The sequence below is a fragment of the Alteromonas sp. S015 genome (genome assembly GCF_036864485.1).
Classification (GTDB): Bacteria; Pseudomonadota; Gammaproteobacteria; order Enterobacterales; family Alteromonadaceae; genus Alteromonas.
The window spans coordinates 288202-311259 of the sequence record NZ_JAZETO010000003.1; the positions used below are offsets into that span (position 1 = coordinate 288202).

At 43.5% G+C, this 23058-nt stretch carries 22 protein-coding genes; 21 read left to right on the forward strand and 1 reads right to left on the reverse strand.

Annotated features, from left to right (window positions below):
* Positions 1 to 215: 215 nt before the first annotated feature.
* The 12 genes from glmU (at position 216) to V7R42_RS07770 (ending at position 12461) form a co-directional block, all read left to right on the forward strand.
* Positions 216 to 1574, forward strand: a complete 1359-nt coding sequence (gene glmU / locus V7R42_RS07715; protein ID WP_334019623.1) for a bifunctional UDP-N-acetylglucosamine diphosphorylase/glucosamine-1-phosphate N-acetyltransferase GlmU — start codon at positions 216 to 218, stop codon at positions 1572 to 1574.
* A 303-nt stretch (positions 1575 to 1877) separates the two neighbouring features.
* Positions 1878 to 2918, forward strand: coding sequence for a Gfo/Idh/MocA family oxidoreductase (locus V7R42_RS07720; protein WP_334019624.1), 1041 nt, complete (start codon positions 1878 to 1880; stop codon positions 2916 to 2918).
* 187 nt (positions 2919 to 3105) lie between these two features.
* Positions 3106 to 3918, forward strand: a complete 813-nt coding sequence (locus V7R42_RS07725) for a DeoR/GlpR family DNA-binding transcription regulator (protein WP_334019625.1) — start codon at positions 3106 to 3108, stop codon at positions 3916 to 3918.
* Positions 3919 to 3920: 2 nt separating this feature from the next.
* A complete protein-coding gene (gene glmS / locus V7R42_RS07730) occupies positions 3921 to 5753 on the forward strand; it encodes a glutamine--fructose-6-phosphate transaminase (isomerizing) (RefSeq protein WP_334019626.1) in 1833 nt (610 codons plus the stop codon).
* A gap of 174 nt (positions 5754 to 5927) precedes the next feature.
* Positions 5928 to 6746: a TnsA endonuclease N-terminal domain-containing protein gene (locus V7R42_RS07735; RefSeq protein WP_159120557.1), complete on the forward strand. Its 819-nt coding sequence runs from the start codon at positions 5928 to 5930 to the stop codon at positions 6744 to 6746.
* On the forward strand, positions 6733 to 8817 hold the full coding sequence (locus V7R42_RS07740; protein WP_159120558.1) for a Mu transposase C-terminal domain-containing protein: 2085 nt from the start codon (positions 6733 to 6735) through the stop codon (positions 8815 to 8817). The genes V7R42_RS07735 and V7R42_RS07740 overlap by 14 nt, the downstream gene beginning before the upstream one ends.
* The gene (locus tag V7R42_RS07745; protein WP_159120559.1) at positions 8814 to 10439 is read left to right on the forward strand and encodes an ATP-binding protein; all 1626 of its coding nucleotides are present in this window, start codon (positions 8814 to 8816) and stop codon (positions 10437 to 10439) included. Before V7R42_RS07740 ends, V7R42_RS07745 begins: the two co-directional genes overlap by 4 nt.
* Before the next feature lie 217 nt (positions 10440 to 10656).
* Positions 10657 to 10869 carry a hypothetical protein gene (locus V7R42_RS07750; RefSeq protein ID WP_118491370.1) on the forward strand — a complete coding sequence of 71 codons (213 nt, stop codon included), beginning with the start codon at positions 10657 to 10659 and terminating at the stop codon, positions 10867 to 10869.
* A 221-nt stretch (positions 10870 to 11090) separates the two neighbouring features.
* A complete protein-coding gene (locus tag V7R42_RS07755; protein WP_159120560.1) occupies positions 11091 to 11474 on the forward strand; it encodes a MerR family transcriptional regulator in 384 nt (127 codons plus the stop codon).
* Between the two features lie 75 nt (positions 11475 to 11549).
* On the forward strand, positions 11550 to 11894 hold the full coding sequence (locus V7R42_RS07760) for a mercuric transporter MerT family protein (RefSeq protein WP_334019627.1): 345 nt from the start codon (positions 11550 to 11552) through the stop codon (positions 11892 to 11894).
* Positions 11895 to 11925: 31 nt separating this feature from the next.
* The gene (gene merP / locus V7R42_RS07765) at positions 11926 to 12201 is read left to right on the forward strand and encodes a mercury resistance system periplasmic binding protein MerP (RefSeq protein ID WP_118491373.1); all 276 of its coding nucleotides are present in this window, start codon (positions 11926 to 11928) and stop codon (positions 12199 to 12201) included.
* A 47-nt stretch (positions 12202 to 12248) separates the two neighbouring features.
* Positions 12249 to 12461: a GDCCVxC domain-containing (seleno)protein gene (locus tag V7R42_RS07770; protein ID WP_118491375.1), complete on the forward strand. Its 213-nt coding sequence runs from the start codon at positions 12249 to 12251 to the stop codon at positions 12459 to 12461.
* On the opposite strand, the gene cadR is transcribed toward V7R42_RS07770, so the two are convergent.
* Positions 12458 to 12898: a Cd(II)/Pb(II)-responsive transcriptional regulator gene (cadR, locus tag V7R42_RS07775; RefSeq protein ID WP_118491378.1), complete on the reverse strand. Its 441-nt coding sequence runs from the start codon at positions 12896 to 12898 to the stop codon at positions 12458 to 12460. The genes V7R42_RS07770 and cadR overlap by 4 nt on opposite strands.
* A 79-nt stretch (positions 12899 to 12977) precedes the next feature.
* Between cadR and V7R42_RS07780 the strand changes: the two genes are divergently transcribed.
* The 9 genes from V7R42_RS07780 (at position 12978) to V7R42_RS07820 (ending at position 23018) form a co-directional block, all read left to right on the forward strand.
* Complete coding sequence (locus tag V7R42_RS07780; protein ID WP_014951211.1) at positions 12978 to 13604, forward strand: cation transporter; 627 nt, start codon at positions 12978 to 12980, stop codon at positions 13602 to 13604.
* Positions 13601 to 13966, forward strand: a complete 366-nt coding sequence (locus V7R42_RS07785) for a DUF3703 domain-containing protein (RefSeq protein WP_014951212.1) — start codon at positions 13601 to 13603, stop codon at positions 13964 to 13966. The genes V7R42_RS07780 and V7R42_RS07785 overlap by 4 nt, the downstream gene beginning before the upstream one ends.
* Positions 13953 to 14852 carry a cation diffusion facilitator family transporter gene (locus V7R42_RS07790; protein WP_014951213.1) on the forward strand — a complete coding sequence of 300 codons (900 nt, stop codon included), beginning with the start codon at positions 13953 to 13955 and terminating at the stop codon, positions 14850 to 14852. Before V7R42_RS07785 ends, V7R42_RS07790 begins: the two co-directional genes overlap by 14 nt.
* Positions 14853 to 14871: 19 nt before the next feature.
* Complete coding sequence (locus V7R42_RS07795) at positions 14872 to 15249, forward strand: hypothetical protein (protein WP_014951214.1); 378 nt, start codon at positions 14872 to 14874, stop codon at positions 15247 to 15249.
* A 72-nt stretch (positions 15250 to 15321) separates the two neighbouring features.
* On the forward strand, positions 15322 to 16719 hold the full coding sequence (locus V7R42_RS07800) for a TolC family protein (RefSeq protein WP_014951215.1): 1398 nt from the start codon (positions 15322 to 15324) through the stop codon (positions 16717 to 16719).
* A complete protein-coding gene (locus V7R42_RS07805) occupies positions 16712 to 17641 on the forward strand; it encodes an efflux RND transporter periplasmic adaptor subunit (RefSeq protein ID WP_014951216.1) in 930 nt (309 codons plus the stop codon). Before V7R42_RS07800 ends, V7R42_RS07805 begins: the two co-directional genes overlap by 8 nt.
* 60 nt (positions 17642 to 17701) lie before the next feature.
* Positions 17702 to 20812 carry an efflux RND transporter permease subunit gene (locus V7R42_RS07810; protein WP_269348917.1) on the forward strand — a complete coding sequence of 1037 codons (3111 nt, stop codon included), beginning with the start codon at positions 17702 to 17704 and terminating at the stop codon, positions 20810 to 20812.
* 106 nt (positions 20813 to 20918) lie between these two features.
* The gene (locus V7R42_RS07815) at positions 20919 to 21551 is read left to right on the forward strand and encodes a cation diffusion facilitator family transporter (RefSeq protein ID WP_334019628.1); all 633 of its coding nucleotides are present in this window, start codon (positions 20919 to 20921) and stop codon (positions 21549 to 21551) included.
* A 255-nt stretch (positions 21552 to 21806) separates the two neighbouring features.
* Entirely contained in the window at positions 21807 to 23018 is a 1212-nt protein-coding gene (locus V7R42_RS07820; RefSeq protein ID WP_189408560.1) for a permease, read from the forward strand.
* The last annotated feature ends 40 nt before the right edge of the window (positions 23019 to 23058 follow it).

Below are 23058 nucleotides of genomic sequence, written 5' to 3' on the forward strand. Positions count from 1 at the left end.
CTTGCCTTACTGAACCTAATTTAGATTACGATTATACCTTTTGCAATAATGAACTACTAGGCAGTTTCTCTTAAGTTAGACTAAATGACGAAGAGCAAAGCATAATAAAAAGTCGTCCGGTCAGAGCTCGAAATGAATCTGTCGCTGACATATTGTCGGGCCTTGGTTAAACTATATCTCGTTTTTTCATTCTCTTTGCGAAATAAAGGAATTATATGGCTTTCTCAGTGGTTGTATTAGCAGCGGGTAAAGGTACGCGTATGAAGTCGTCGTTGCCAAAGGTATTGCACAAAGTAGGTGGTGTGCCGATGGTACAGCGCATTATCAATACTGTTAAATCACTGGGTGCGGATAATATTCATTTGGTTTACGGTCATGGCGGTGACCAGCTAAAGGCGATGGTCGTTGAAGATAACGTAAATTGGTGTCTCCAGGCCGAACAGTTAGGTACAGGTCACGCCGTACAGCAAGCGGCTCCTCATATTGAAGAAAATGAAGACGTACTCGTCCTTGTAGGCGACGCTCCCCTTATTCGGGAAGAGACGCTCAGTGCGTTAAAGGCGGTTAAAGAAAACTGTGACTTAGCATTACTTACTGTAAACCTAAACGACCCAACAGGCATGGGCCGTATTATTCGTGAGAATAACAATATTACCGCAATAGTTGAGCATAAAGACGCCACCGATGTTCAGCGTGAAATCAAAGAAATTAATACCGGCATGATGATGATGTCTGGCGCTGATCTTAAGCGCTGGTTGGGCAAATTAAGCAACGATAACGCACAAGGTGAGTACTACCTAACTGATGTTATTGCGATGGCTGCGGCCGAAGGCAAACGAATACAGTCTGCGCAGCCACAGTCGGCAGTAGAAGTAGAAGGTGTGAACAATCGCTTGCAGTTAGCGAACCTTGAACGTGCGCTTCAGCGTCGCCATGCCGAGGAGCTTATGGCCAACGGCGTGACCTTGCTAGATCCCGCTCGTTTTGATTTACGCGGCCAGCTTGAAACCGGTAGCGACGTAATTATCGACGTTAATGTGATTGTTGAAGGTAAGGTGACACTTGGTAGCAATGTCACCATTGGCGCGAACTGTATCTTGCGCAACTGTACTATTGCTGACGGTGCGGTAATTGAAGCGAACTCTATTGTCGAAGAGGCCAGTGTAGGTGAATCGTGCACAGTTGGGCCTTACGCGAGACTGCGTCCAGGCGCAGTAATGCAAAAAAATGCCAGAGTGGGCAACTTCGTAGAAATGAAAAAGGCGATTTTGGGGGAGGGTGCCAAGGCGAATCACTTAACTTATCTAGGCGATGCAGAGGTTGGTGCTAAGGCAAACATTGGAGCAGGCACCATTACCTGTAACTATGACGGTGTGAATAAGTCAAAAACCGTCATTGGCGAAAATGCATTTATTGGCTCAAACTCATCGCTTGTCGCACCGGTAAATATTGGCAAAGGCGCGACGGTGGGCGCTGGTTCGGTGATCACGTCAACAGTAGATGAAAACGCGCTAGCCGTTGCCCGCGGTAAACAGCGCAACATCCCCAATTGGCCGCGCCCGACTAAAAAATAGAGAGGTTTTCTCATCATAGGTCGCTTACGAATTAGGGCTGGCAAACACGAGTGGTCATTTGCTAGCTCTTTATCTTTCTTCGCCTCATGAAAATATTACCCAGCCAAATTAAAGAATCAAAATAGACGGCTAAAATTAGCCTATAAAACTAACGCCTGTCGTTATGGTGTAAATGCAACTAATCCTGACACTCCGTCTATTTCACATTTTTCTAATAATGAACTCTCTACGCTTTCCACAATTCATCATTACTGATAGTGTGTATTTACTTACATATGAATTCTGGTTTAACAAGGATATGCAATGATATCTACACTTTTGGTTGGCTTTGGATTCTCAGCCACAACTTTTCATTTACCGTTTCTAAAATATCTACCGCAGTTCTCTGTCGATGTGGTTATCTCTTCAAAACCCGACACGGTTAAAACAGTCTTGCCTAATGTAGACGTGTATAGCTCATTAGAAGAAGCGCTTAAAATTCACGATGTAGATTTAGTGGTTATTACCACGCCGAACCATCTCCATGCGCCACAGGCGAAACTGGCACTAGAGCACAGTTGTCATGTATTAGTAGAAAAGCCATTTACATTGGATAGTGAAGAAGCCGAGGCGCTAGTAGACCTTGCAAAAGCTCAAAATAAACAGCTTTGTGTTTATCATAACAGGCGCTTTGATGGCGATTTTCTTACTATTAGGCAATTAATTAACGAAGGAAGGCTTGGCGATATTAAACGTTTAGAAAGCCGCTTCGATAGATTTCGCCCAGTACCACGGGACAGGTGGCGTGAAAATGCAGGACCTGGCAGCGGTATCTTCTGGGATTTAGGCCCCCATTTAATCGACCAATCGCTACAGCTTTTCGGCGAGCCGGAATACGTGTCGGCAGACATACAAACCTTGCGCGAAAACGGACAATCAGATGATATTTTCGATGTTACGCTTCATTATAGTGACAAGGTTGTGAATTTAGGCAGCTCGCCCTTCCAAGCCAGTGCGACACAGCGTTTCGACCTGCAAGGCACTAAAGGCAGTTTTAGAAAGTTCTATCTAGATCCTCAAGAAGATCAACTGCGTGCAGAGGTATCCTTTGATGATGAACACTGGGCGATTACAAAAGATAACGAGCATGGCGTGCTAGCTGTGGCAAATGAAAGCGGCCAGCTAATTGATGAGACAATTACAACATTGAAAGGTGAGTATCTTACATTTTTCAATCGCCTTGCTCACGCTATTGAAGACGGTAAATTCTCGCCAGCAGACGCGAGTACCGTCGTACCTGTTATCAAAGTGATTGAGCTGGCGATAAAAGCGAGTGCTGAAAAGACATCGTTGGCGTTTAATTAAACAATTACCTTGATCAACGTTTCAATTTAACTTACGATTTCTTTCATTTTAAAACTTATGGTCTTTCATTTTGAAAGTTATGGGTGTGTTTGTGAACGCCTTTTCTACGCATTTCGTGTTTTGTTCACAATTTGGGCAATGTTAATGAAAGGGCGTACTTAGTCACCTAGGAGAGCATGAGGTTATATTGAAAAGTAGTAAATCAGTTGAACAGCGACGCCAGCAAATAGTGGCGTGGGTAAAAGAACACGGCCAATCACAAGTTGAAGATTTGGCTGTGCGTTTTGCTACGTCTGAAGTCACTATTCGAAAAGATCTTGCCGCCCTTTCGCAGCAAGGTTTGCTTATCCGCCAGTTTGGTGGCGCAGTGCCTGTTCCACCATCAACGGACGCAAATGCTGGATCATCCCAATTTATTACCCGCGACGCTTTCACGAATTTGACTGTTAGCCCGGCGGTCAATGCCATAGGTCAATGCGCAGCAAGTTTGGTTAAATCAGGCAGCAAGATAGTTATCGATTGCGGGTCTACAACCGCATCCATTTTGCCCCATTTATCACATATCGATGATTTAGTGGTAATGACGAATACGCTATCGACCGCTAACTACCTTACCCAAAGCGACAAAGAGCCAACGGTGTTAATGGCAGGTGGTACATGGGATACGCAGTCTCAGTCGTTTCAGGGGGCCATGGCTGAACGGTTAGTTAGTGCCTATAGTTTTGACATTGGGTTTATTGGTGCCGCCGGCATAGACGTAAACAGAGGCACTACCACCTTTAACGAGCTTATTGGGGTAACCCGCGCCATGGCCGCGGCGGCCAGTAAGGTGGTTATAGTAGCCAGCTCAAAGAAGTTAACGCATAAAATGCCTAACCTAGAGCTGAGCTGGAAAAACATTTCTGTTTTGATCACTGATGAAGAAATTAGTGAACAAGACAAACTTAATATTGAAAATCAGGGCGTGACAGTACTTATTGCGACGCCGAGTGGAGAATAATTATGTGTGGAATTGTTGGCGCTGTTGCTGAACGTAACGTGGTAGAAATTCTTCTAGAAGGTTTAAAAAGGCTCGAATATCGCGGCTATGATTCAGCCGGCGTTGCGCTATTGCAAAACGACGGCACGCTTACGCGTATTCGCAGAACCGGTAAAGTTCAAGCGCTGGCTGATGCGGTAGCAGAAGGAGAAGCTCTCGGTACAACAGGTATTGCCCACACCCGTTGGGCAACGCACGGTGGGGTGACTGAAGCGAATGCACACCCTCACTTCTCAACTGACCGTGTTGCTGTAGTGCACAACGGTATTATTGAAAACTATGTAAGTTTAAAAGCGAAGCTAAAAGGACAAGGCTACACCTTTACCAGCGACACTGACACGGAAACCATTGCACACACCGTACACGAAGAGCTGAAGGCAGGTAAGACATTACTGGATGCGGTGCAAAGTGCGGTGAAGACCTTTCACGGTGCGTATGGCACTGTCATCATGGACAAAGAAGATCCCAGTCGCGTGGTAGTTGCGCGCTCAGGCAGCCCTCTTGTTATTGGTTTGGGGCTTGGCGAAAACTTTATCGCGTCAGACCAAATGGCACTGTTACCAGTAACTCGCCGCTTTATCTTTTTAGAAGAAGGCGATGTGGCAGAGATTACCCGTCGTGAAGTTAAAATTTTCGATAAAGACGGAAACGCCATTGAGCGCGAAGTGATTGAGTCGAATATCGAACACGATGCAGGTGACAAAGCGGGTTACCGCCATTACATGCTTAAAGAAATTCACGAGCAGCCAACGGTTGTACGTAATGCGCTTAAAGATCGTATTGATGAAAATGGTCTTACCGCTGATGTATTTGGCCAAGGGGCTGACGACATATTCAAAAAAGTACAGCATGTGCAAATTATTGCTTGCGGTACTAGCTACCACGCAGGTATGACGGCGCGCTACTGGCTAGAGCAGTATGCAAATGTGTCGTGTAATGTAGAAATTGCATCAGAATTCCGTTATCGCAAATCGGTGGTTCATCCAAATAGCTTGTTGATTACCATCTCTCAATCGGGCGAGACGGCCGACACGCTGGCCGCACTGCGCTTGGCAAAAGAACTGGGCTATATGTCTAGTTTGACTATCTGTAACGTTCAGGGCTCGTCATTGGTGCGAGAATCTGACCTGGCGTTTATGACCCGTGCTGGCGCGGAAATTGGGGTAGCGTCTACCAAAGCTTTCACTACTCAGCTCACTGCGTTCTTAATGCTCACCCTGGCGCTGGGTAAAGAAAACGGCATGACAGACGCTGACAGCAAGGCGATTGTCTCTGCGCTTCACAGCCTGCCAGCGAAACTTGAAGAGACCTTAGCGATAACTGGCGGTATTGAAGATTTAGCGGAAGAATTTGCCGATAAAAACCACAGCTTGTTCCTAGGTCGTGGCGATCAATACCCCATCGCTATGGAAGGCGCGCTAAAACTTAAAGAGATTTCTTACATTCACGCCGAAGCGTATGCGTCTGGTGAATTGAAACACGGCCCACTTGCGCTTATTGATGACGAAATGCCCGTTATTGTGGTTGCACCGAATAACGAACTCCTTGAGAAATTAAAATCGAACGTTGAGGAAGTACGTGCCCGTGGCGGCATCATGTATGTATTTGCCGATAAAGATGCTGCGTTTTCAGGGGATGAAACCATGCGTGTTATCGATGTGCCGCATTGCGACGAACCAATTGCCCCTATTATTTATACCCTGCCGCTACAGCTATTGAGCTACTACGTAGCGTTAATAAAAGGTACGGACGTTGACCAGCCACGTAACTTGGCGAAGTCGGTGACGGTGGAATAAGACTCACTTCATCGATAAACCCTCCTGTTAGAGCATATTATATTTGGTACTAGGCATATTATATTTGGTGCTAGACATATTATATTTGGCAACAAATAAAAATTCAGCATTAAATTAGGTAATAAAAGTAGATTAGTTTATGCTCTATGTCATAGATGGCATAGGGCGTAGGCGATGAAGAAACTGCAATGGCTGACAAAAGAAGAAATCGATAAGCGCTTCGCAAGCGGCAGAGGAATGGGCCGTAAAAGCGAATATCAGCCATGGATTTACATTCAAGAAATATCCAGTGATGGCACGAGTTATCGTGCCTTATCTCACCGCACCGGCAGAGTAGTTCACTTGCTTTCCAAGCTAGAATACCTTGCTTTTTCACTCTACGACTGGAATGAGTCAATTTATGACATTCGAGAGCAGTATCCGTTTGCTCTAGAAACCACTCTGGAAGTAGCCGATAAAGCGGGCATAAAACATCCGCAAAAAGGCAATAAATATCACGTATTCACCACTGATTTGTTATTAGACTTTGATGGGTTAGAGAGCAATCAAATCGCGATTCAGGTCAAATACAATGATGAGCTGATGGATAAAAATGTTATTGCTAAGCTCGAAATAGAAAGGCGAAGTTGTCTGGCCAAAGGAATGCAGTGGAAGTTAATTACTGAACTCGACATACCTCATGTTCAACAAGCCAATATTGACTGGATACTAGGAGGAAAGGACCTTCACATTGGCGAATCTATTCAAATGCAAGTTTATGATCTTTGGGAAGAGATAAAGCGCTTCCCTGACATTAAGCTCGCTAAAGCTTGCTCAGATTATGATAAGCGTCATGGGCTTCCGTCAGGGGAAGCATTAAAGCTAGCTCGAAACGCCTTCAGCTACCGATTGCTGGCGTTTGATATCCATAAGCCCTATCAATACCTTATCTGCTCTGACATCCATAGCGTGACCTTCGGGTTCGATAGCGGAGATTTATATGCTGTTGGTTAATAGCGTAGTTGAAGATAACGGTCAATTTTATAGGGTGTTAGCCATCACACCGAATCACGCTATTTGGATTGATATATATAAACGACTTGCTGATCCTATCGAATTTGACATAAGCGCAATAGCCGAAGCTATTCAAAACAAATACGCACGAGTCGTCAATGATCCGTTCATTGATGAAACACTAAAACACCCCACCGAAGCTCAAAAAAACCGGCTAGAAGCGAACTGGTTAGTTATGCAAAAAGTTGCTGATAATCCTTATCGGCTCTTCAAGCATGGATGGCTTCGACTCTACGAGGAAGTTATCGATCAGAATCATCCTGAGTTTTCTAAAAAACACTTTTACAAGCTCCTGCGTCAATTTTTACAGCGTGGCCAGAACAAAAATGCCCTAAGACCTGATTTCCACAAGCAGGGTGCGCCAAAGCAACCGAGAAACATTGCTAATAAAAAAGTAGGCAGACCGCGTATCACGACTGTTGGCACAGGCATCCCAATTACGGATGAGATTAAACAATTGTTTAGGGAGGCCATTGATAAGTATTATTTGAATTCCATGAGAATGCCGTGGACAAAAGTTCATGACCTAATGCTACTTAAATTTAGGAAGCAATATCCCACTATTGCACGTCAAGATTCACCAACTGTTACGCAGCTAAAACACTTGTTTAATATGGAATACAAGGCCATTAAAACCGCACAAGCACGTAACACAGCAATAGCGTTCGAAAAGGACGTAAGACAACTTACCAGTACTGCAACGGCTCAAGTGTTAGGACCCGGAGACAGGTTTGAGTTTGACGCCACCATTATTGATCTTTATTTGGTCAGTGAAAAAGACCCATCAAAAATTATTGGTCGACCCACGCTTCTTATTGTAATCGATGTTTTTTCTCGTTTAACGGCAGGTTTCTACCTAACTTTTGAACCACCATCCTATGTTTTAGCCATGATGTCATTGGCAAACTGTTTAGAAAATAAAGTAGACGTTTGTAGGCGTTTAGGCATTTCAATCGAGTTTGAAGATTGGCCAGCGCTAGGTCTTCCAACGGCAGTATTAGCGGATAAAGGAGAGCTTCTTACCCACCAAGCAGATTCTTTAGTCAACGTGTTTAACACCCGTATAGAAAACGCAAAAGCTCGCCGCGGTGACGCTAAAGGCATTGTTGAACAGAGATTTAGAACCTTACAGGCTGAATTTAAGCCTTATGCCCCCGGCGTTGTGACAACAGAAACAGTTAAAAAAAGAGGGGGTAAGGATTATCGCTTAGATGCAAAACTATCTCTGCGACAAATGGAAGAGATAATTGCCTTACTTATATATAAGCATAATTTAAAAGGAATGAAAAAATATGATGCTGATGAAGGAATTCCCGAAGACCTGCCCTACACCCCAAAGGACTTGTGGAAATGGGGAATAATGAATAGGTCTGGTGCCTTAAAATCATATGACGTGGAAAAGTTTAAGGTACTAACTTTACCGAGAAATACCGCGACGGTTTCAAATGAAGGCATAAAGTATCAGTCTCTGACTTATAGTTGTTCAGAAGCATTCGAAAAAGGATGGTTTATTCGAGACAAGCACCGAACCAGACCACAGAAAGTCGAAATAGGATTTGACCCAAGGAGCACGAATAAAATTTATGTGTTCCCTCTGGGACAGACGTCTCAGTATTGGATCGCGCAGTTGACCGACCGAAGCCGTGCGTATAAAGATATGACGTTTTATGAAGCCAAGCTTTCTATGCAAGTAAGTAAACTAGCGAATAGTGAGGCTGCCAATGCCAATAAAGACAAACAGCTCTCTGCTGACGAAGAAATTCAAAAGCGCATGGAGTCAGCAGAAAAGCGTGCCAAAACTGGCAGTAAATCTGCGTCGAATAGTGCTCGTATTAAATCTATAAAAACTAATAAAAAGGAAGCTATAGCTCAAGAGCGCAAGGAACGTGCTGTCGGCAGCAACCCTGATAATGACCCTAAAACACCACCAAATAATGTTCAACCGATGAAAAGACAGGAAGATTTCTCTCACCCTGATATTCCAGATGATATTTATGGAGACGAAGATTGAAAACGCCTTATGTAGCGGTTACAGCAAATTATATTGATCCGGGGCTAGAAGAGTATCGTGGCAATCCGCTTATTGAAGCCTTGCCTAGGATTTACGAGGACGATCTTGTATTAGCAAAGACATTGGCATCCCGCCCAACACATAGTGAGGGTGACTTAAAGCTACATCCTAAATTGCGAATGCACGCGTTAGGGCGATTACTTGATGGTGACTTTTTTCATCCATTGCCAAACCACCTAAACCTCGAAAAAAAGTTGTCCCTGATGATTCGTAGCGGCTACGTTAAACGAAACCCTGCAAAACATTACGACAAACAATTGATGCAAGAAAACTATTTAAAATCTCAAGGAAAAGAAGAGAGAATTCAAGTATTCCCGACCACAGATCGATCAGTTCAGAGTACGACGTTAATTGGGTGCTCTGGCAGTGGCAAAACTACGGCGGTAAGGAAAGTTTTATCAACATACCCTCAATTAATTGAGCACCCTGACTACAATATGCATCAACAACTTGTCTACGTGGTTGTTGAATGTCCCTATAACGGCGATTTAGCGAGTCTATGTAAGAATTTCTTTCACTCGATTGACGAGGTGCTCAATACTAAGTATCACCGACGCTATGGTTATGAGATTCGAGTAGGCGAAAAAACTTTATTGCAAGCAATGAAACAGATAGTGATAGACCATTCGCTGGGTTTACTTGTGATAGACGAAATTCAGCACCTGCAAGATACCAAAGACAAACGTGATGAACTGTTAAAGTTTTTTACTGAATTGACTAATACCATCGGTGTTCCAGTACTTATCGTCGGAACCCCAAAAGCCTCGGGTATTTCGAAGGATTTGCGTGGCGCTAGGAGGGAAATTGGTTTTGGTAGTATGAACTGGGGAATATCCAAAACTGAAAGCGATATGAAGCAATGGCGGAGTTTTGCTATGCGACTATGGCGTTTTCAATGGGTTAAGAAGCGAACCCAAACGCCGGATAGCGATCTGCTTGAACACTTATTCGTACTGTCGCAGGGCATTATTGACATCACACTTAAGCTGTTTGTGATTGCACAGATAAGAGCAATTGTTACAAAAGCTGAAGAAATCACTATTCCATTGCTTGATACCGTTTATGCGGAAGAAATGAAAAGCGTACACCCTATGCTAGACGCTTTACGCTCTGGTAACGAGAAGGAAATCCTGAAGTATTCTGACCTTTTGATACCTACGGTTGATATTGAGGATGTTGTGAAAAACATGCCGCAATATGTTGAGGAACTTGATATCTCAGAGCAGAGGGAGCCTGAAGAAAATGGGCTGAAATCATTATTAGAGTTTTTCAAACTCGACTACAAGGAGCATGTCAGTGAAATTGCGCTTTTAAAAGATGAGTACCCGGACATCGACAATGTCAGCCTTGTAAGAAAGTTAATTGCTGAAGTTGATGCAAGCAAAGTAAGTTTAAAATCGGTTCAGAAAAAAGAGCAAAAACCAAAAACCAACGTCGTCCCATACGGGAAATGGTCGAAGCTTGATCATGACGATCTACGATATATTCGTTCCCAGTCCAATACTGAGTCCGAGATGCACTCGAATCTGGTCAAGGCTGGCTTAATAGCTGCTGTGGATTAGCTTTATTTGCATGAGGTTGATTTTGGTTGTGAGAGCTACCTGTATTTGAAACATCTGGCTGGCTTTGTCATTTATACTATGACAGGACTTTTCTTTCTCATGAATCAACACTATCTTTTATGTTGAAGTTATTTGGTAAGGCAAGAGAATTGGCGTATGAGCTTCTGGCAACTCTCGAAATTAGTCGGCTTTTAGCTTCTTATTCAAAGGAGGTTTCATGGATAAACTTGATGTTCTTCGACTTGCTGAAAGGGTCGCCCAAGAATCGGCATCGGGTTCTATTGCGGCTGAACTTTTGAGTAATGGAAATGATTTGTATGAGCCTAGTCAGACAAGTAAGAAACTCAGGCGAATTACACCCAATGGTGAAATCTCCGAAGGCTATCTTAAGGAAAATCGATTCGTCGTAGAAAAGATCTTTACCGTTTAACGCGATAGTTGATTTTTTGCGCAAATGGCTAACACTCTCCTCAGAGGTACTAGTGTGATCAGGAAGGGAAATTATCGGTCTAATTACCGAGCGACTTTGTCGCATGAAACTTAGCAGTTACTGTTATTATCCGCCATGAATCTATGAAAACTTGCTTTAAAGTATGACTTAATGCCACTTTTTGCTTAATGAAGATAGACTCAGACTATGCGGGGCAATTAATGTACACAATAAGTAAACTTGCGAAAGAAGCAAATGTAGGTGTAGAAACCATTCGTTTCTATGAAAGGAAGGCCTTATTGGAACAACCGATAAAACCATTGCAAGGATACAGGCAATATACACAGCAGGCACTTACCAGAGTGTTATTTATAAAGCGTGCTCAGTATTTAGGTTTTACATTGGCTGAAATATCATCACTATTAGTCTTGAGTACCAGCAGCTGTGACGACGTCCAGTCCCTCGCTGAGCATAAACTGGATATTATTGAAGATAAGTTAAAAGACTTAAGTCGTCTTAAAGGCAGCCTTGAATCCCTCGTATCAGACTGTAAAAACAACCCGAAAAACAAAATCTGCCCCATCATTCAGTCACTCCAGCCGTAAAATAACACTAACACTTGACTCCGTACCTAGATACGGAGTGTATGCTTCAGATTGTTTAAAAAATTACGTCATAATATGGTAAAAAGTAGTCAACTATCTATCTTAGGCGGTCTTGTTGCCGCCATCGGTGCTAGTGCATGTTGTGCTGGGCCGCTGGTGCTTCTTTTAATGGGTATTAGCGGAACGTGGATCAGCCATCTAACGCTTTTAGACCCTTATCGCCCTATTTTTATTTTTGCCGTAATAGTTTTATTTGGATTGGCAGGGTGGCAAATCCATCGGCCCGTAAACGACTGTGCAAAAAGTGAGTCATGTTCAATCTCTAAAGTAAGAGCGCGAAGAAAAGTAATTTTCTGGTCTACCGCGCTGTTGGCGTTTCTTTTTGTCACCAGTAATTACTGGATTATATGGCTAGTATAGCTACTATCACCTTAATTTTATCGGAGAAAAAATGAAGAAAATTTTTATCACATCACTGTTGTTAATAAGCAGCACTGCAACATTCGCGAAAGATGTAACACTTACTTTAGAAGTGCCTTCAATGGATTGTGCTACATGCCCGATAACAGTAAAAAAAGCGCTTGAGCGTGTTGAAGGTGTAATGAAAGTGGATGTTACATTCGAAAATAAACTTGCTGTTGTAAAATTTGACGATGAAGTAACTAACCCGGATGTACTAACGAAAGCGACAGAGAATGCTGGTTTCCCTTCACGAATAAAATCGTAACTTATTTTCGAATTGTTCTCTTTAACTTACATGTGGAGCACTGCGCTTTGGCGAAAATAGAGCTTTTATCGGCAATTACATGTCCTCAATGCAATCATAGCCAGCAAGAGGAAATGCCAACCACTGCATGTCAATTTTTCTATGAATGCACTCACTGCAAAACAGTGTTGAAACCTCTTAGCGGAGACTGCTGCGTTTACTGCTCATATGGAACAGTTAAATGCCCCCCAATTCAAGAGGGTAGCGGTTGTTGCGGTTAGCAGATTAGCTGGGACTCATTATCCGTATTAGAAGAACACGCCTCTGCAATGCTATCTAACTGATGCAATACCCCGCACTCCTTAACCTTCTTATTATGATCACAAGCAGAACGAATGGAGACCAGTGTTCCTTGTAGTGCTTTTAATTCAGCTATCCGATGTTCGATATCGTCAACATGCTTATCTATTGTAGTATTAACGTTTTCGCAGCTATTCTCTGGGTTTGCTCGGGTTTCCAGTACTAATTTAATTTCCTCGATTGTCATATCTAATGCGCGACATTGCTTTATAAACAATAACTGCTTCAGTGCATCTTCAGAGTAGCTTCGATAATTCGATGCCGTTCGCTCAGGTGCAGCCAATAGTGATTTACGCTCATAAAAACGAATTGTCTGAATACTTAACCCTGTCTTAGCTGCCAGAAGCCCAATTTTCATTTTAACTTGCCTAAAGCTTGACTCTATACCAAGTATAGAGTTTACACTCGCATTATAGGTGAGTAAAGCGAGTGTTTTTATGAGTGGTTGTGGGTGCGAAATTGAGATAAAAGACCAAGAACAAAAGGCAGTTCTCTACTGGCTATTGGGCATCAATGCTGTGATGTTTATCATTGAAATGAGTGTAGGGTTACTCGCTGACTCAACAGCACTTATTGCAGACTCCCTTGATATGTTGGCTGACGCAGTCGTTTACGGTGTTGGTATATATGCAGTAGGGAAAACAATTGTTCACAAAGCCAATGCTGCAAAGGTAAGTGGATATTTTCAATTGGCATTAGGCCTATTAATTTTGTTTGACATAGCTCGTCGCGCAACCTTTGGAAGTGGGCCTGAATCTATGCTTATGATGGGCATGGGCGGTGTTGCACTTATCGCTAACGTTATATGTTTGGCGATAATCAGAAAACAAAAAAATGGCGAGGTGCATATGCGAGCAAGTTGGATATTCTCGGCAAACGACGTCATTGCAAACATAGGAGTGATATTGGCGGGTGTGATGGTTTATCTATTCGATACTCGTTGGCCTGATTTGGTCATAGGTTTTATTGTGTCTATCGTTGTGTTACGAGGCGCAGTCTTAATTCTAAAAGACGCCAGACAGGAATTCCGTGAAAACAGCTCGACGAATGGAGAGATCGTATGAATTTCACTCAAGCAGCAAAACCTTACATACTTCAAAAACTGAGCGCCGCGCATCAATCCCTTTCGAACAATGACAATAAAGCAGGATTTAAGGCCTTAGAGGATGCTCATGTCATCGGTCAGCACTCAACATACCACCACACACGAGTGCATTATGAAATGCTTAAATTTGGAATAGAACGCCGCGACCTTAAAGAGATATTTGGACAAATTTTTAGAATGCTAGGTGCGCTGACTAAAACTCCAATTGGCTTATTGCCTGAGGGCAATACTGGTGGGGCAAACGTGAGTCCATTCAAGTCAATGTCTATTTCACCCGAAAACAAAGCCATATTGGAAAAAATTAGAAATGCACAGTCATAACCATTCACACTCGCAAGAGAATTCAACCGACGCGTCTAAACGTATTGGATGGGCGTTTTTCTTAAATGTGGTGTTCACTGTTATTGAATTCATTGGTGGATGGCTTACCAACAGCACCGCTATTATGGCTGACGCAGTGCACGATTTGGGTGATAGTCTTTCCATTGGTACAGCGTGGGGATTAAACAAGCTTAGCGATAAAGATTCTAATCAAACATTCTCATACGGCTACAAAAGATTTTCCTTACTCGGTGCATTGATTAACGGTATTGTGCTGACGGTAGGCTCCATTTGGATATTGCTTGAAGCGATACCTCGTTTGGCTGAGCCTGAAATGCCCCAAGTTGAAGGGATGGTTTTATTGTCTATCTTTGGGATGGCAGTAAACGGCTTTGCGGCTTATAAACTGAGTGAGGGAGACTCATTAAATGAGCGAGTCCTCAACTGGCATTTGCTGGAAGATGTGCTTGGTTGGGTAGCAGTATTTATCGTGTCCATCGTCTTAATGTTTAAGCCTTGGCCTATTTTAGATCCAATCTTATCCATTGGCTTTACTTTGTTCATCCTTTTCAATGTGTTCCGCAATCTCAAAGAAACCCTAATGCTGTTTTTGCAAGCAACGCCCGATGAAGAACAGCTTTCAAAGATTCGAAGCGATTTACTGGCAAACGATAAGGTAAGTGATCTTCATCATTTTCATATTTGGTCTCTAGACGGTGAGCGTAACGTAATGACGGTCCATCTTGTTCTTGATGAAGATGTCAGTCTTGAGCACCTCCAATCACTCAAAGAAAACATACACAGTTCGTTAGAAAAGTATAAATTTGAACATACGACAGTTGAGCTGGAGTTTGCTAATGAACAATGTCGTGACGAAGTGAATTAGGCTTGGTAACCTTTCATACATGAAAAATCTAAAACGCATAAGTTACATCGTGATCTCGCTGATACTCTTTCAGTCGTTTTCTGCTGTGGCGAATTCGTTAGATTTTCATGCAATAGACATTCAGCACTTGCAACACGAGCATAAGCATTCTGAGCACGAGCAAGTGCAGTCTGAGCTGTCTGCCAATGAAACCAGTGATAAAGTAAGTACAGAGCACCACAATCCTGCTGATTGTCACCATTGCGGCCACTGCCATGGCACACATGCACAATGGGTCAGTCAGAGTCATATCAACAGTCTGAAAACAGTGGTTTCAGTCCACAATTTCAACTATTTAGATGCGGTAATTGACGCACCTATTAACCGCTTACTTCGCCCCCCCAAAATTACTTCCTAGTACGTTTTTTCGATAGCACCGCGCTGATAACACTCGCGATGCTAAATATTGATAAATTATTAGGATATTCCAATGAAAATGTTTCCTATTTTCGGGCATGCATCTGCCATTGTGTGCAGTTGCATACTGGGCTTATTACTCAGTCCACCGACCGCTCATGCGGCGAAAACCAACAGATTTGTAGACAAAAGTGTCCAAGCGCCCATACGAGAAACGCTGACTCTTGAGGACGCTATTAGACTAACACTTGCCAATAATCCAAGTCTGTATGAGTTTAAATTTAAACAACGTGTTATAGACGGAGAGTCAAAAACGGCGGCGCTTAAACCCGCATTGAATGCAGGGGTTGAATTAGAGAACTTTTTGGGAACTGGCGAGGTATCAGGTCTCAAAGAGCTTGAAGTTACCTTGACATTATCATCAGTGTTACAGCTCAATGATAAGCCAGCAGCAAGGTTGAATGTACTCTCTGAACGAAGAATACAGCAAGATGTTGAAAAGCGAATACTCACCTTAGATATCCTCGGTGAGCTTAATCGTCGTTACATCAAAGTACTCGTATTGCAGGCGAACTTAGACGTCATAAAAGATGCAGAGGCACTTGCACTTTATACATTGAATGCCGTAACGAAACGCGTTGAAGCAGGCGCGTCCCCCTTGTTAGAACAAAAACGTGCCCAAGCTGCGCTGGCCCAAGCAAAGCTCGATGTTAATCTAGCTCAACAGGACCTAACGTTTGCCTTGCGCAGTTTATCCATCATGTGGGGGGAGCAGGTACCGAGCTTTAAGCGTGTGGAAGGCGATCTTTTTGCTTTTAATAAGATTGAGTCGTTTGATGCGCTGGCAGTCGCAATCCAAAATAGCCCTCACATTGACCTATACGCTAAACAAAGCCGTGTGCAAGCGGCGCAGCTTCGTTTAGTGCAAGCGAATAACCGCGCTGATATTGAGTGGTCAGCGGGGCTTCGCAGAATGCAAGGTATTGATGAAACAGCACTGGTTGCCGGAGTAAGCGTTCCATTGTTTCAAAAAGAACGAAACCTTGGTGAATATGAAGCAAACAGGGCACGTCTTGACGCAATAGAGCAGCAAAGACAAAGCAACGTTCGAAGCCTATTACATTCAGTTAATCAAGCGTTAGGCGAACATACACGAGCATTGCTAGAGATTGACACACTTCAGCGCAAGGTGATTCCTCCGTTAAAGGGCGCGTTAGATTTAGTCGAGAACGCCTATTTGGAGGGCCGTTTCAGCTACTTGGAATGGGTAACTACTCGACAAGAATTTCTGACAACCCGGCTGACATTAATAGAGGCAGCGTCTCAAGTTCACTTAAGCAAAACAGAAATTGAAACACTCACAGGTCTCGCGCTGACGAATGAGCACAATGATGACTCATTTCACCCAAGTCACAAAAGCAATTGGCAGCAGTCATCTAACATTTCGATAAGAAGTCATGATTATGAATAAATTCACAATACAAAAAGTACTTATTTCTATCTTCACCCTTAGCCTTTATAGCCTAACCGCAATCGCAGGAGGTAAACACAGTGATGTAAGTTCCAGCGATCAAGACAATCACGCAGGTGAAGTCGTAAGAATGAGCAATGAAACAGCAATTCAGAATGGTATTTCTGCAACTCCCGTGCTCGCACGCGATATTGCGTTAACGAGTACGCTTTATGGGCGAATTAGTGCAGACCCCGCTTCATTAAGTCATATAAGAGCACGGTTTGACGGTGTTATTAAAGATGTAAAAGTCAACATTGGCGATTCCGTTAAGAAAGGTGATATTTTAGCGGTTGTTGAGTCCAATGAGAGTTTAAAAAGTTATTCCATCACGTCACCTTTTGATGGCAATGTGATTGCGCGACATGCGAATAATGGTGAGTTATCAAACGGGCAAGTACTTTTTTCGTTAGCTAACTATAAAAACGTATGGGCACAGCTGACCGTTTTTTCACAAATGCTTAGCAGCATCAAGGTTGGACAGTCAGTTGAACTAAGCCACGCAGGTTTCAACCAAACCTCCAAGATTGCATATATTACGCCTTCAGCTGATGGCAATCCACACTCTCTTGCCAATGTAGCTGTCGATAATAGTACTGGATATTGGCCACTCGGTACGCTGGTCAAAGCACAAGTTACGACGTCAACTAAGTCAGTAAGTCATTCGGTTCCTCTATCTTCTGTGCAAGAGTATGAAGCCAAACAAGTTGTTTTTGTGGTTGAGGGTGATGAGTATGCGCCCAGAGCGGTAGAGCTTGGTGTCTCAGATGGTCACTATATCGAGGTTATCAGTGGCCTTGAAGCAGGCGAACGCGTCGTGGCTTCCAATAGCTACATAATTAAAGCAGATTTGGAAAAATCGGAGGCAGGCCATGATCATTAATGCCTCACTACAACTGATATTTCCCTGTCAAATGGCGTGTAGTTCTAAGGGAGGTTTAAGATGCTAGTTTCCATTATTCGTACAGCAATCGAAAAGCGCGGTATTTTTCTGATGCTTTCCTTTTTGGTGATTGGATTAGGCCTATTCAGTTATCAAAAGCTGCCTATTGATGCCGTACCCGATATCACCAACGTTCAGGTACAAATCAACACACAAGCAGAAGGTTATTCACCGCTTGAAACTGAACAACGTATCACCTTTTTGGTAGAAAACGCTTTGGCAGGATTACCAAACTTGGACTACACACGTTCACTATCGCGCTATGGCTTATCACAAGTGACGGCCGTTTTTGAAGAAGGCACGGATCTCTATTTTGCCAGAAACCTCATAAACGAACGGCTAGGCATTATCAAAAGCCAATTGCCCGATGGTATTGAGCCTAAGATGGGGCCGATTGCCACAGGTTTGGGTGAAATTTACATGTACACGCTTAGCGCGAAGCCCGGCACAGTAACTGTCGATGGCAGAAAATTTGATGCAATGGCGCTTCGAGAGTTACACGATTGGGTGGTGAAACCTCAACTGGCCTTGGTGAAAGGGGTAACAGAGGTTAATGCTATTGGGGGGTTTACCAAACAGTATCATGTGAAGCCTAATCCTCAACTTATGCTTAATTACGGCGTTAGTACTGACGATTTATTGCGGGCATTAAATCGAAATAACGCTAATCAGGGCGCTGGGTACATTGAACGCAACGGCCAGCAAATACTAGTACGTTCACAAGCGAGACTTTCGAGCGTTGAGGACATCGGTAACGTGGTGGTAACGCTTACAAACCGATCTCCCGTCACGGTAAGTGACATTGCAGAGGTCGCCATCGGTAAGGAGCTTAGAACGGGCGCTGCAACACGAGAAGGTCAAGAGACGGTGTTGGGCACAGCTATGATGCTAATAGGCGAAAATAGCCGAGCTGTTGCGCTAGACGTGGCTGATAAAGTGGATGAAATCCAAGCAAGCCTGCCAGAGGGCGTAATTATCCAAAGTGTATACGATCGCACTACGCTCGTGGATAAAGCCATCAATACAGTACAAAAAAACCTTGTTGAAGGCGCACTACTCGTTATTGTTGTCTTATTTTTATTGCTGGGCAATATACGGGCAGCAATTATCACCGCCGCTGTCATCCCACTTGCCATGCTTGCCACAATAATAGGCATGGTACAAACGGGCGTTAGCGCGAACCTAATGAGCTTAGGTGCGTTAGACTTTGGACTGATTGTTGACGGAGCGGTTATTATCGTCGAGAACTGTATTAGGCGATTAAGTGAATCGCAGCGGCGAACGGGTGCAATACTGCCTCTTAAAGAACGGCTGGAAGTCGTATTTGAGGCAACGAATGAGGTGATACGCCCAAGTCTATTTGGCGTGATGATAATCACGATTGTGTACATTCCTATCTTTAGCTTAACAGGTGTCGAAGGGAAGATGTTTCACCCAATGGCGGCTACCGTAATATTGGCATTGCTAGCGGCAATGGTATTTTCAATCACCATTGTGCCCGCAGCTGTTGCTATGTTTATGTCAGGCAAAGTCAGTGAAAAAGCGAGTCCAATAATCACTGGGGCTAAATCAGTTTACCGCCCTGTACTGGAGTGGGCATTAAAATTACGATGGTTGGTAGTAGGTGCAGCAACATTACTCGTAGTTATCAGTGTTTGGTTTGGGATGCGCCTAGGTTCTGAATTTGTGCCGCAACTAGATGAGGGTGACATAGCCCTTCATGCAATGAGAGTGCCCGGCACAGGAATTGAACAAGCTGTCGATATGCAAAAACGGCTTGAACAGGTCATTATGCAATACCCACAGGTAAACACCGTATTTGCTAAAACGGGTACTGCTGAGGTGGCTACTGATGCTATGCCACCCAACGTCACTGACACTTTTGTAATGCTAAAACCAATTGATGAATGGCCAAACCCTGCATTATCGAAAACGGAATTTGTCGAGCAATTGGAGAGGGATCTTCAAAATGTACCCGGCAATAACTATGAGTTTACGCAACCTATACAGATGCGCTTTAACGAATTAATTAGTGGCGTTAGGGCAGATTTAGGGATCAAGATATATGGTGATGATCTGGATAAGCTGCGGGATTCAGCTGGTGATGTTTTATCCGTATTACAAGATATTCCGGGCGCTGCTGATGCACGAGTAGAACAAGTAGATGAGATCCCCATCTTCACGGTGAACCCGAAGCCTTATGCGCTGGCGCGTTACAACTTAGACGTAACTGACTTGCAAACGTGGTTAAGTGCATCAGTTGGCGGCAAAGAAGCTGGTTTGGTATTTGAAGGCGACAGACGCTTTGAGATTGTTGTTCGTTATCCTGAAGAGATTCGCAATGATTTAGAAGCGCTGGGAAATATACCCATCATGACCAATGATGGTGAGTATGTGCCAATCGCCGAGGTGGCTGAGCTTGAATATACCAATATACCCAGTCAAATAAGTCGAGAAAACGCAAAACGCCGTATCGTCGTCACAGCAAATGTGAGAGATCGTGATTTAGGCTCTTTTGTCAATGATGCTAAAGAGCAAATCGCAGCCAATGTGGCACTGCCGAGTGGTTATTGGATAAGTTATGGTGGAACGTTTGAGCAATTGGAAAGTGCAAGTCAACGACTGAGCTTGGTTGTGCCCGCAACGCTTTTCCTGATCCTTGCATTACTTGTGATTGCATTTGGCTCAGTCAAAGACGCCTTGATAATTTTCACAGGCGTCCCTTTGGCATTAACTGGCGGCATCTTTGCTCTTTGGATCAGAGATATGCCTCTTTCAATATCGGCAGGGATTGGTTTTATCGCGCTCTCTGGTATTGCTGTATTGAATGGTCTGGTAATGCTGTCTTTTATCAGGCAGAGGATGGAAGAGACTGGCGAGTTGGTAAACTCGATTATTGATGGTGCAATGACTCGCTTGCGGCCAGTGCTGATGACAGCGTTAGTGGCGAGTCTTGGTTTCGTGCCCATGGCGCTTAACGTAGGTACTGGCGCAGAGGTGCAGCGACCTCTGGCAACGGTGGTCATTGGTGGGATCATATCCTCTACCTTGTTAACTCTGGTTGTACTACCTGTACTCTATAGACTCGTTCACAGCAAAACTGCGATCTAATGTTAAGGGCTTTCTGATTAATGACGAAAGCCCTTATTTCGAATTATCCAGAACGGCGAAACTAGAATATTGTCGTGTCGTTCATTTTTTGACGTTGCAGGAAAGTATGGAACCAACAAGAAAAAGTGATTTGAAAAAGGCGAGAACGCTTCAAATATTAAATGTCATCTATGATGCAATTGAAGTAATAGTCGCTTTAATAGCAGGAATAATTGCCAATAGTTCAGCGCTCATAGGATGGGCATTGGACAGCACAATAGAGGTGATAAGTGCTGCCACCCTTGGCTGGCGTCTACACGGTGAGCTTAAAGGAATTGATGAAGATCAGGTAAATAGACGGAAGAAAATTACTCTCTACGTGATTGCAGTATCATTTACTTTGGTCTGTATATTTATATCTTATGATTCAATTACAAAACTTCTTAGTCAGCAAACTTCAAGCTGGAGCACTATGGGGTTAATCATTTTAGTTACTTCTTTGCTTATCAACCCTATTCTTATTTATTTCAAAAGAAAATATGGTCGTAAGCTGGACAGCCCAGCGTTACTTGCCGATGCCAAAGATACCTTTATCTGTTTATACCAGACTATCGTTGTTCTTGCTGGTTTGCTATTGGTAAATTGGTTAGGTTGGTGGTGGGCAGATCCTGTGGCGGCGTTGCTCATTGTACCTTATGCAGCAAAAGAAGGTTGGGAGGCCTACACTAAAGCAAGAGAAATCAACGTTGATAAGAAGTAACTGGCGAATACAATACTTTCTCTCAAAACTGACTTAATTCATAGTATAGAAACTATAATCGTTTTTTAGTTACTTAGATTTTTATCAGGTAATGCTGTTAACTGAGCAGATAAAACGAAGCGCCTAGTCTTCGGAAGACTACACAGAGTGTACGAAGCCATTTAGCCAATGTTTAGGATATAAAAATCAACAGGAATCCATAAAGCTTTTAACTGAATCAGGGTTAGATTTACATCGTGCGAAAGGAGGGGAAACATGAGTGAGTTTTTAACGCAATGGCAAGAGGCCGCCCACACTACTTTGGGCCTATTTTGGATGGCTTTTTGGGCCTTCGCGCTTGGTTACCTAATAAGCTCAATGATCCAAGTTTTTGTCACCAAAGAGAGAATGCAAAAGTCCATGGGAAAAACCGGACCCAAAAGCGTCGCATTGGGCACTTTCTTTGGTTTTATTTCCAGTTCCTGTTCCTTCGCGGCTTTATCAACAACGCGTGCTCTATTTGCAAAAGGTGCAGGCTTAATCCCTTCGCTTGCTTTCATGTTGGCGTCCACCAATTTGGTGGTGGAATTAGGCATAATCATTTCTATCTTTCTTGGGTGGCAGTTTGTTGTAGGAGAATATGTCGGTGGTATTCTACTTATCCTAGCCGTTTGGCTGTTGGTCAAACTGACGTGTAAAAAAGAGTTTGAGGAAAAGTCGCGAGAGCATGCAAAAAAAGCAGAAGGTGGCGATAACCAAGCGAATAGCAAGGAAAAAAGCTGGAAAGATAAAATAGTGAGTAAAGCGGGATGGCACCAAGTTGCTAGCCGCTACACGATGGAATGGAAGATGGTATGGAAAGATGTAACCATTGGATTCACTGTCGCCGGTATCATTGCGGTATTTGTTCCCACTGAATTTTTTCAATCACTTTTCATCGGAGCCGGGCAAGAATCGAATTCCTTTTTGCAAATTCTTGCGCAAACCATCGTTGGCCCCGTCGCGGCCTTTTTTACTTTTATCGGCTCCATGGGCAACATTCCGCTAGCGGCCGTGTTATTCGGGCAGGGGGTAAGTTTCGCTGGAGTAATGGCGTTTATCTTTAGTGATCTGGTGGTATTTCCAGTGTTGCGGATTCAGGCGCAGTACTATGGCTGGAAAATGGCCATTTATATACTGATTGTATTTCTATGTGCGCTTGTGGGCGTATCGCTCGTCATGCACTATGGACTCGATCTCTTGGGACACTTGCCTGATGCTTCAGGATTTCAGTCAATGACAGATCGTGAGTTTTTTAACATAGACTACACGTTTTTCTTGAACTTGCTCTTTCTCGCGCTAACCACTGCATTCATCGTTTGGCAGTACTATAAAAAAGAAAAATCGATGTCAATTAATCGAAGCCTTGGCGACTGGATACTGCTGTCGCTTTCAATTGTCGCGTATGGATGGCTTGCAATTGGTGTGGCTGTGCTTCCATTTTTCTAATCTACAAGCGCAGTTTTCTTAAATTGGGCGACTTGCATCG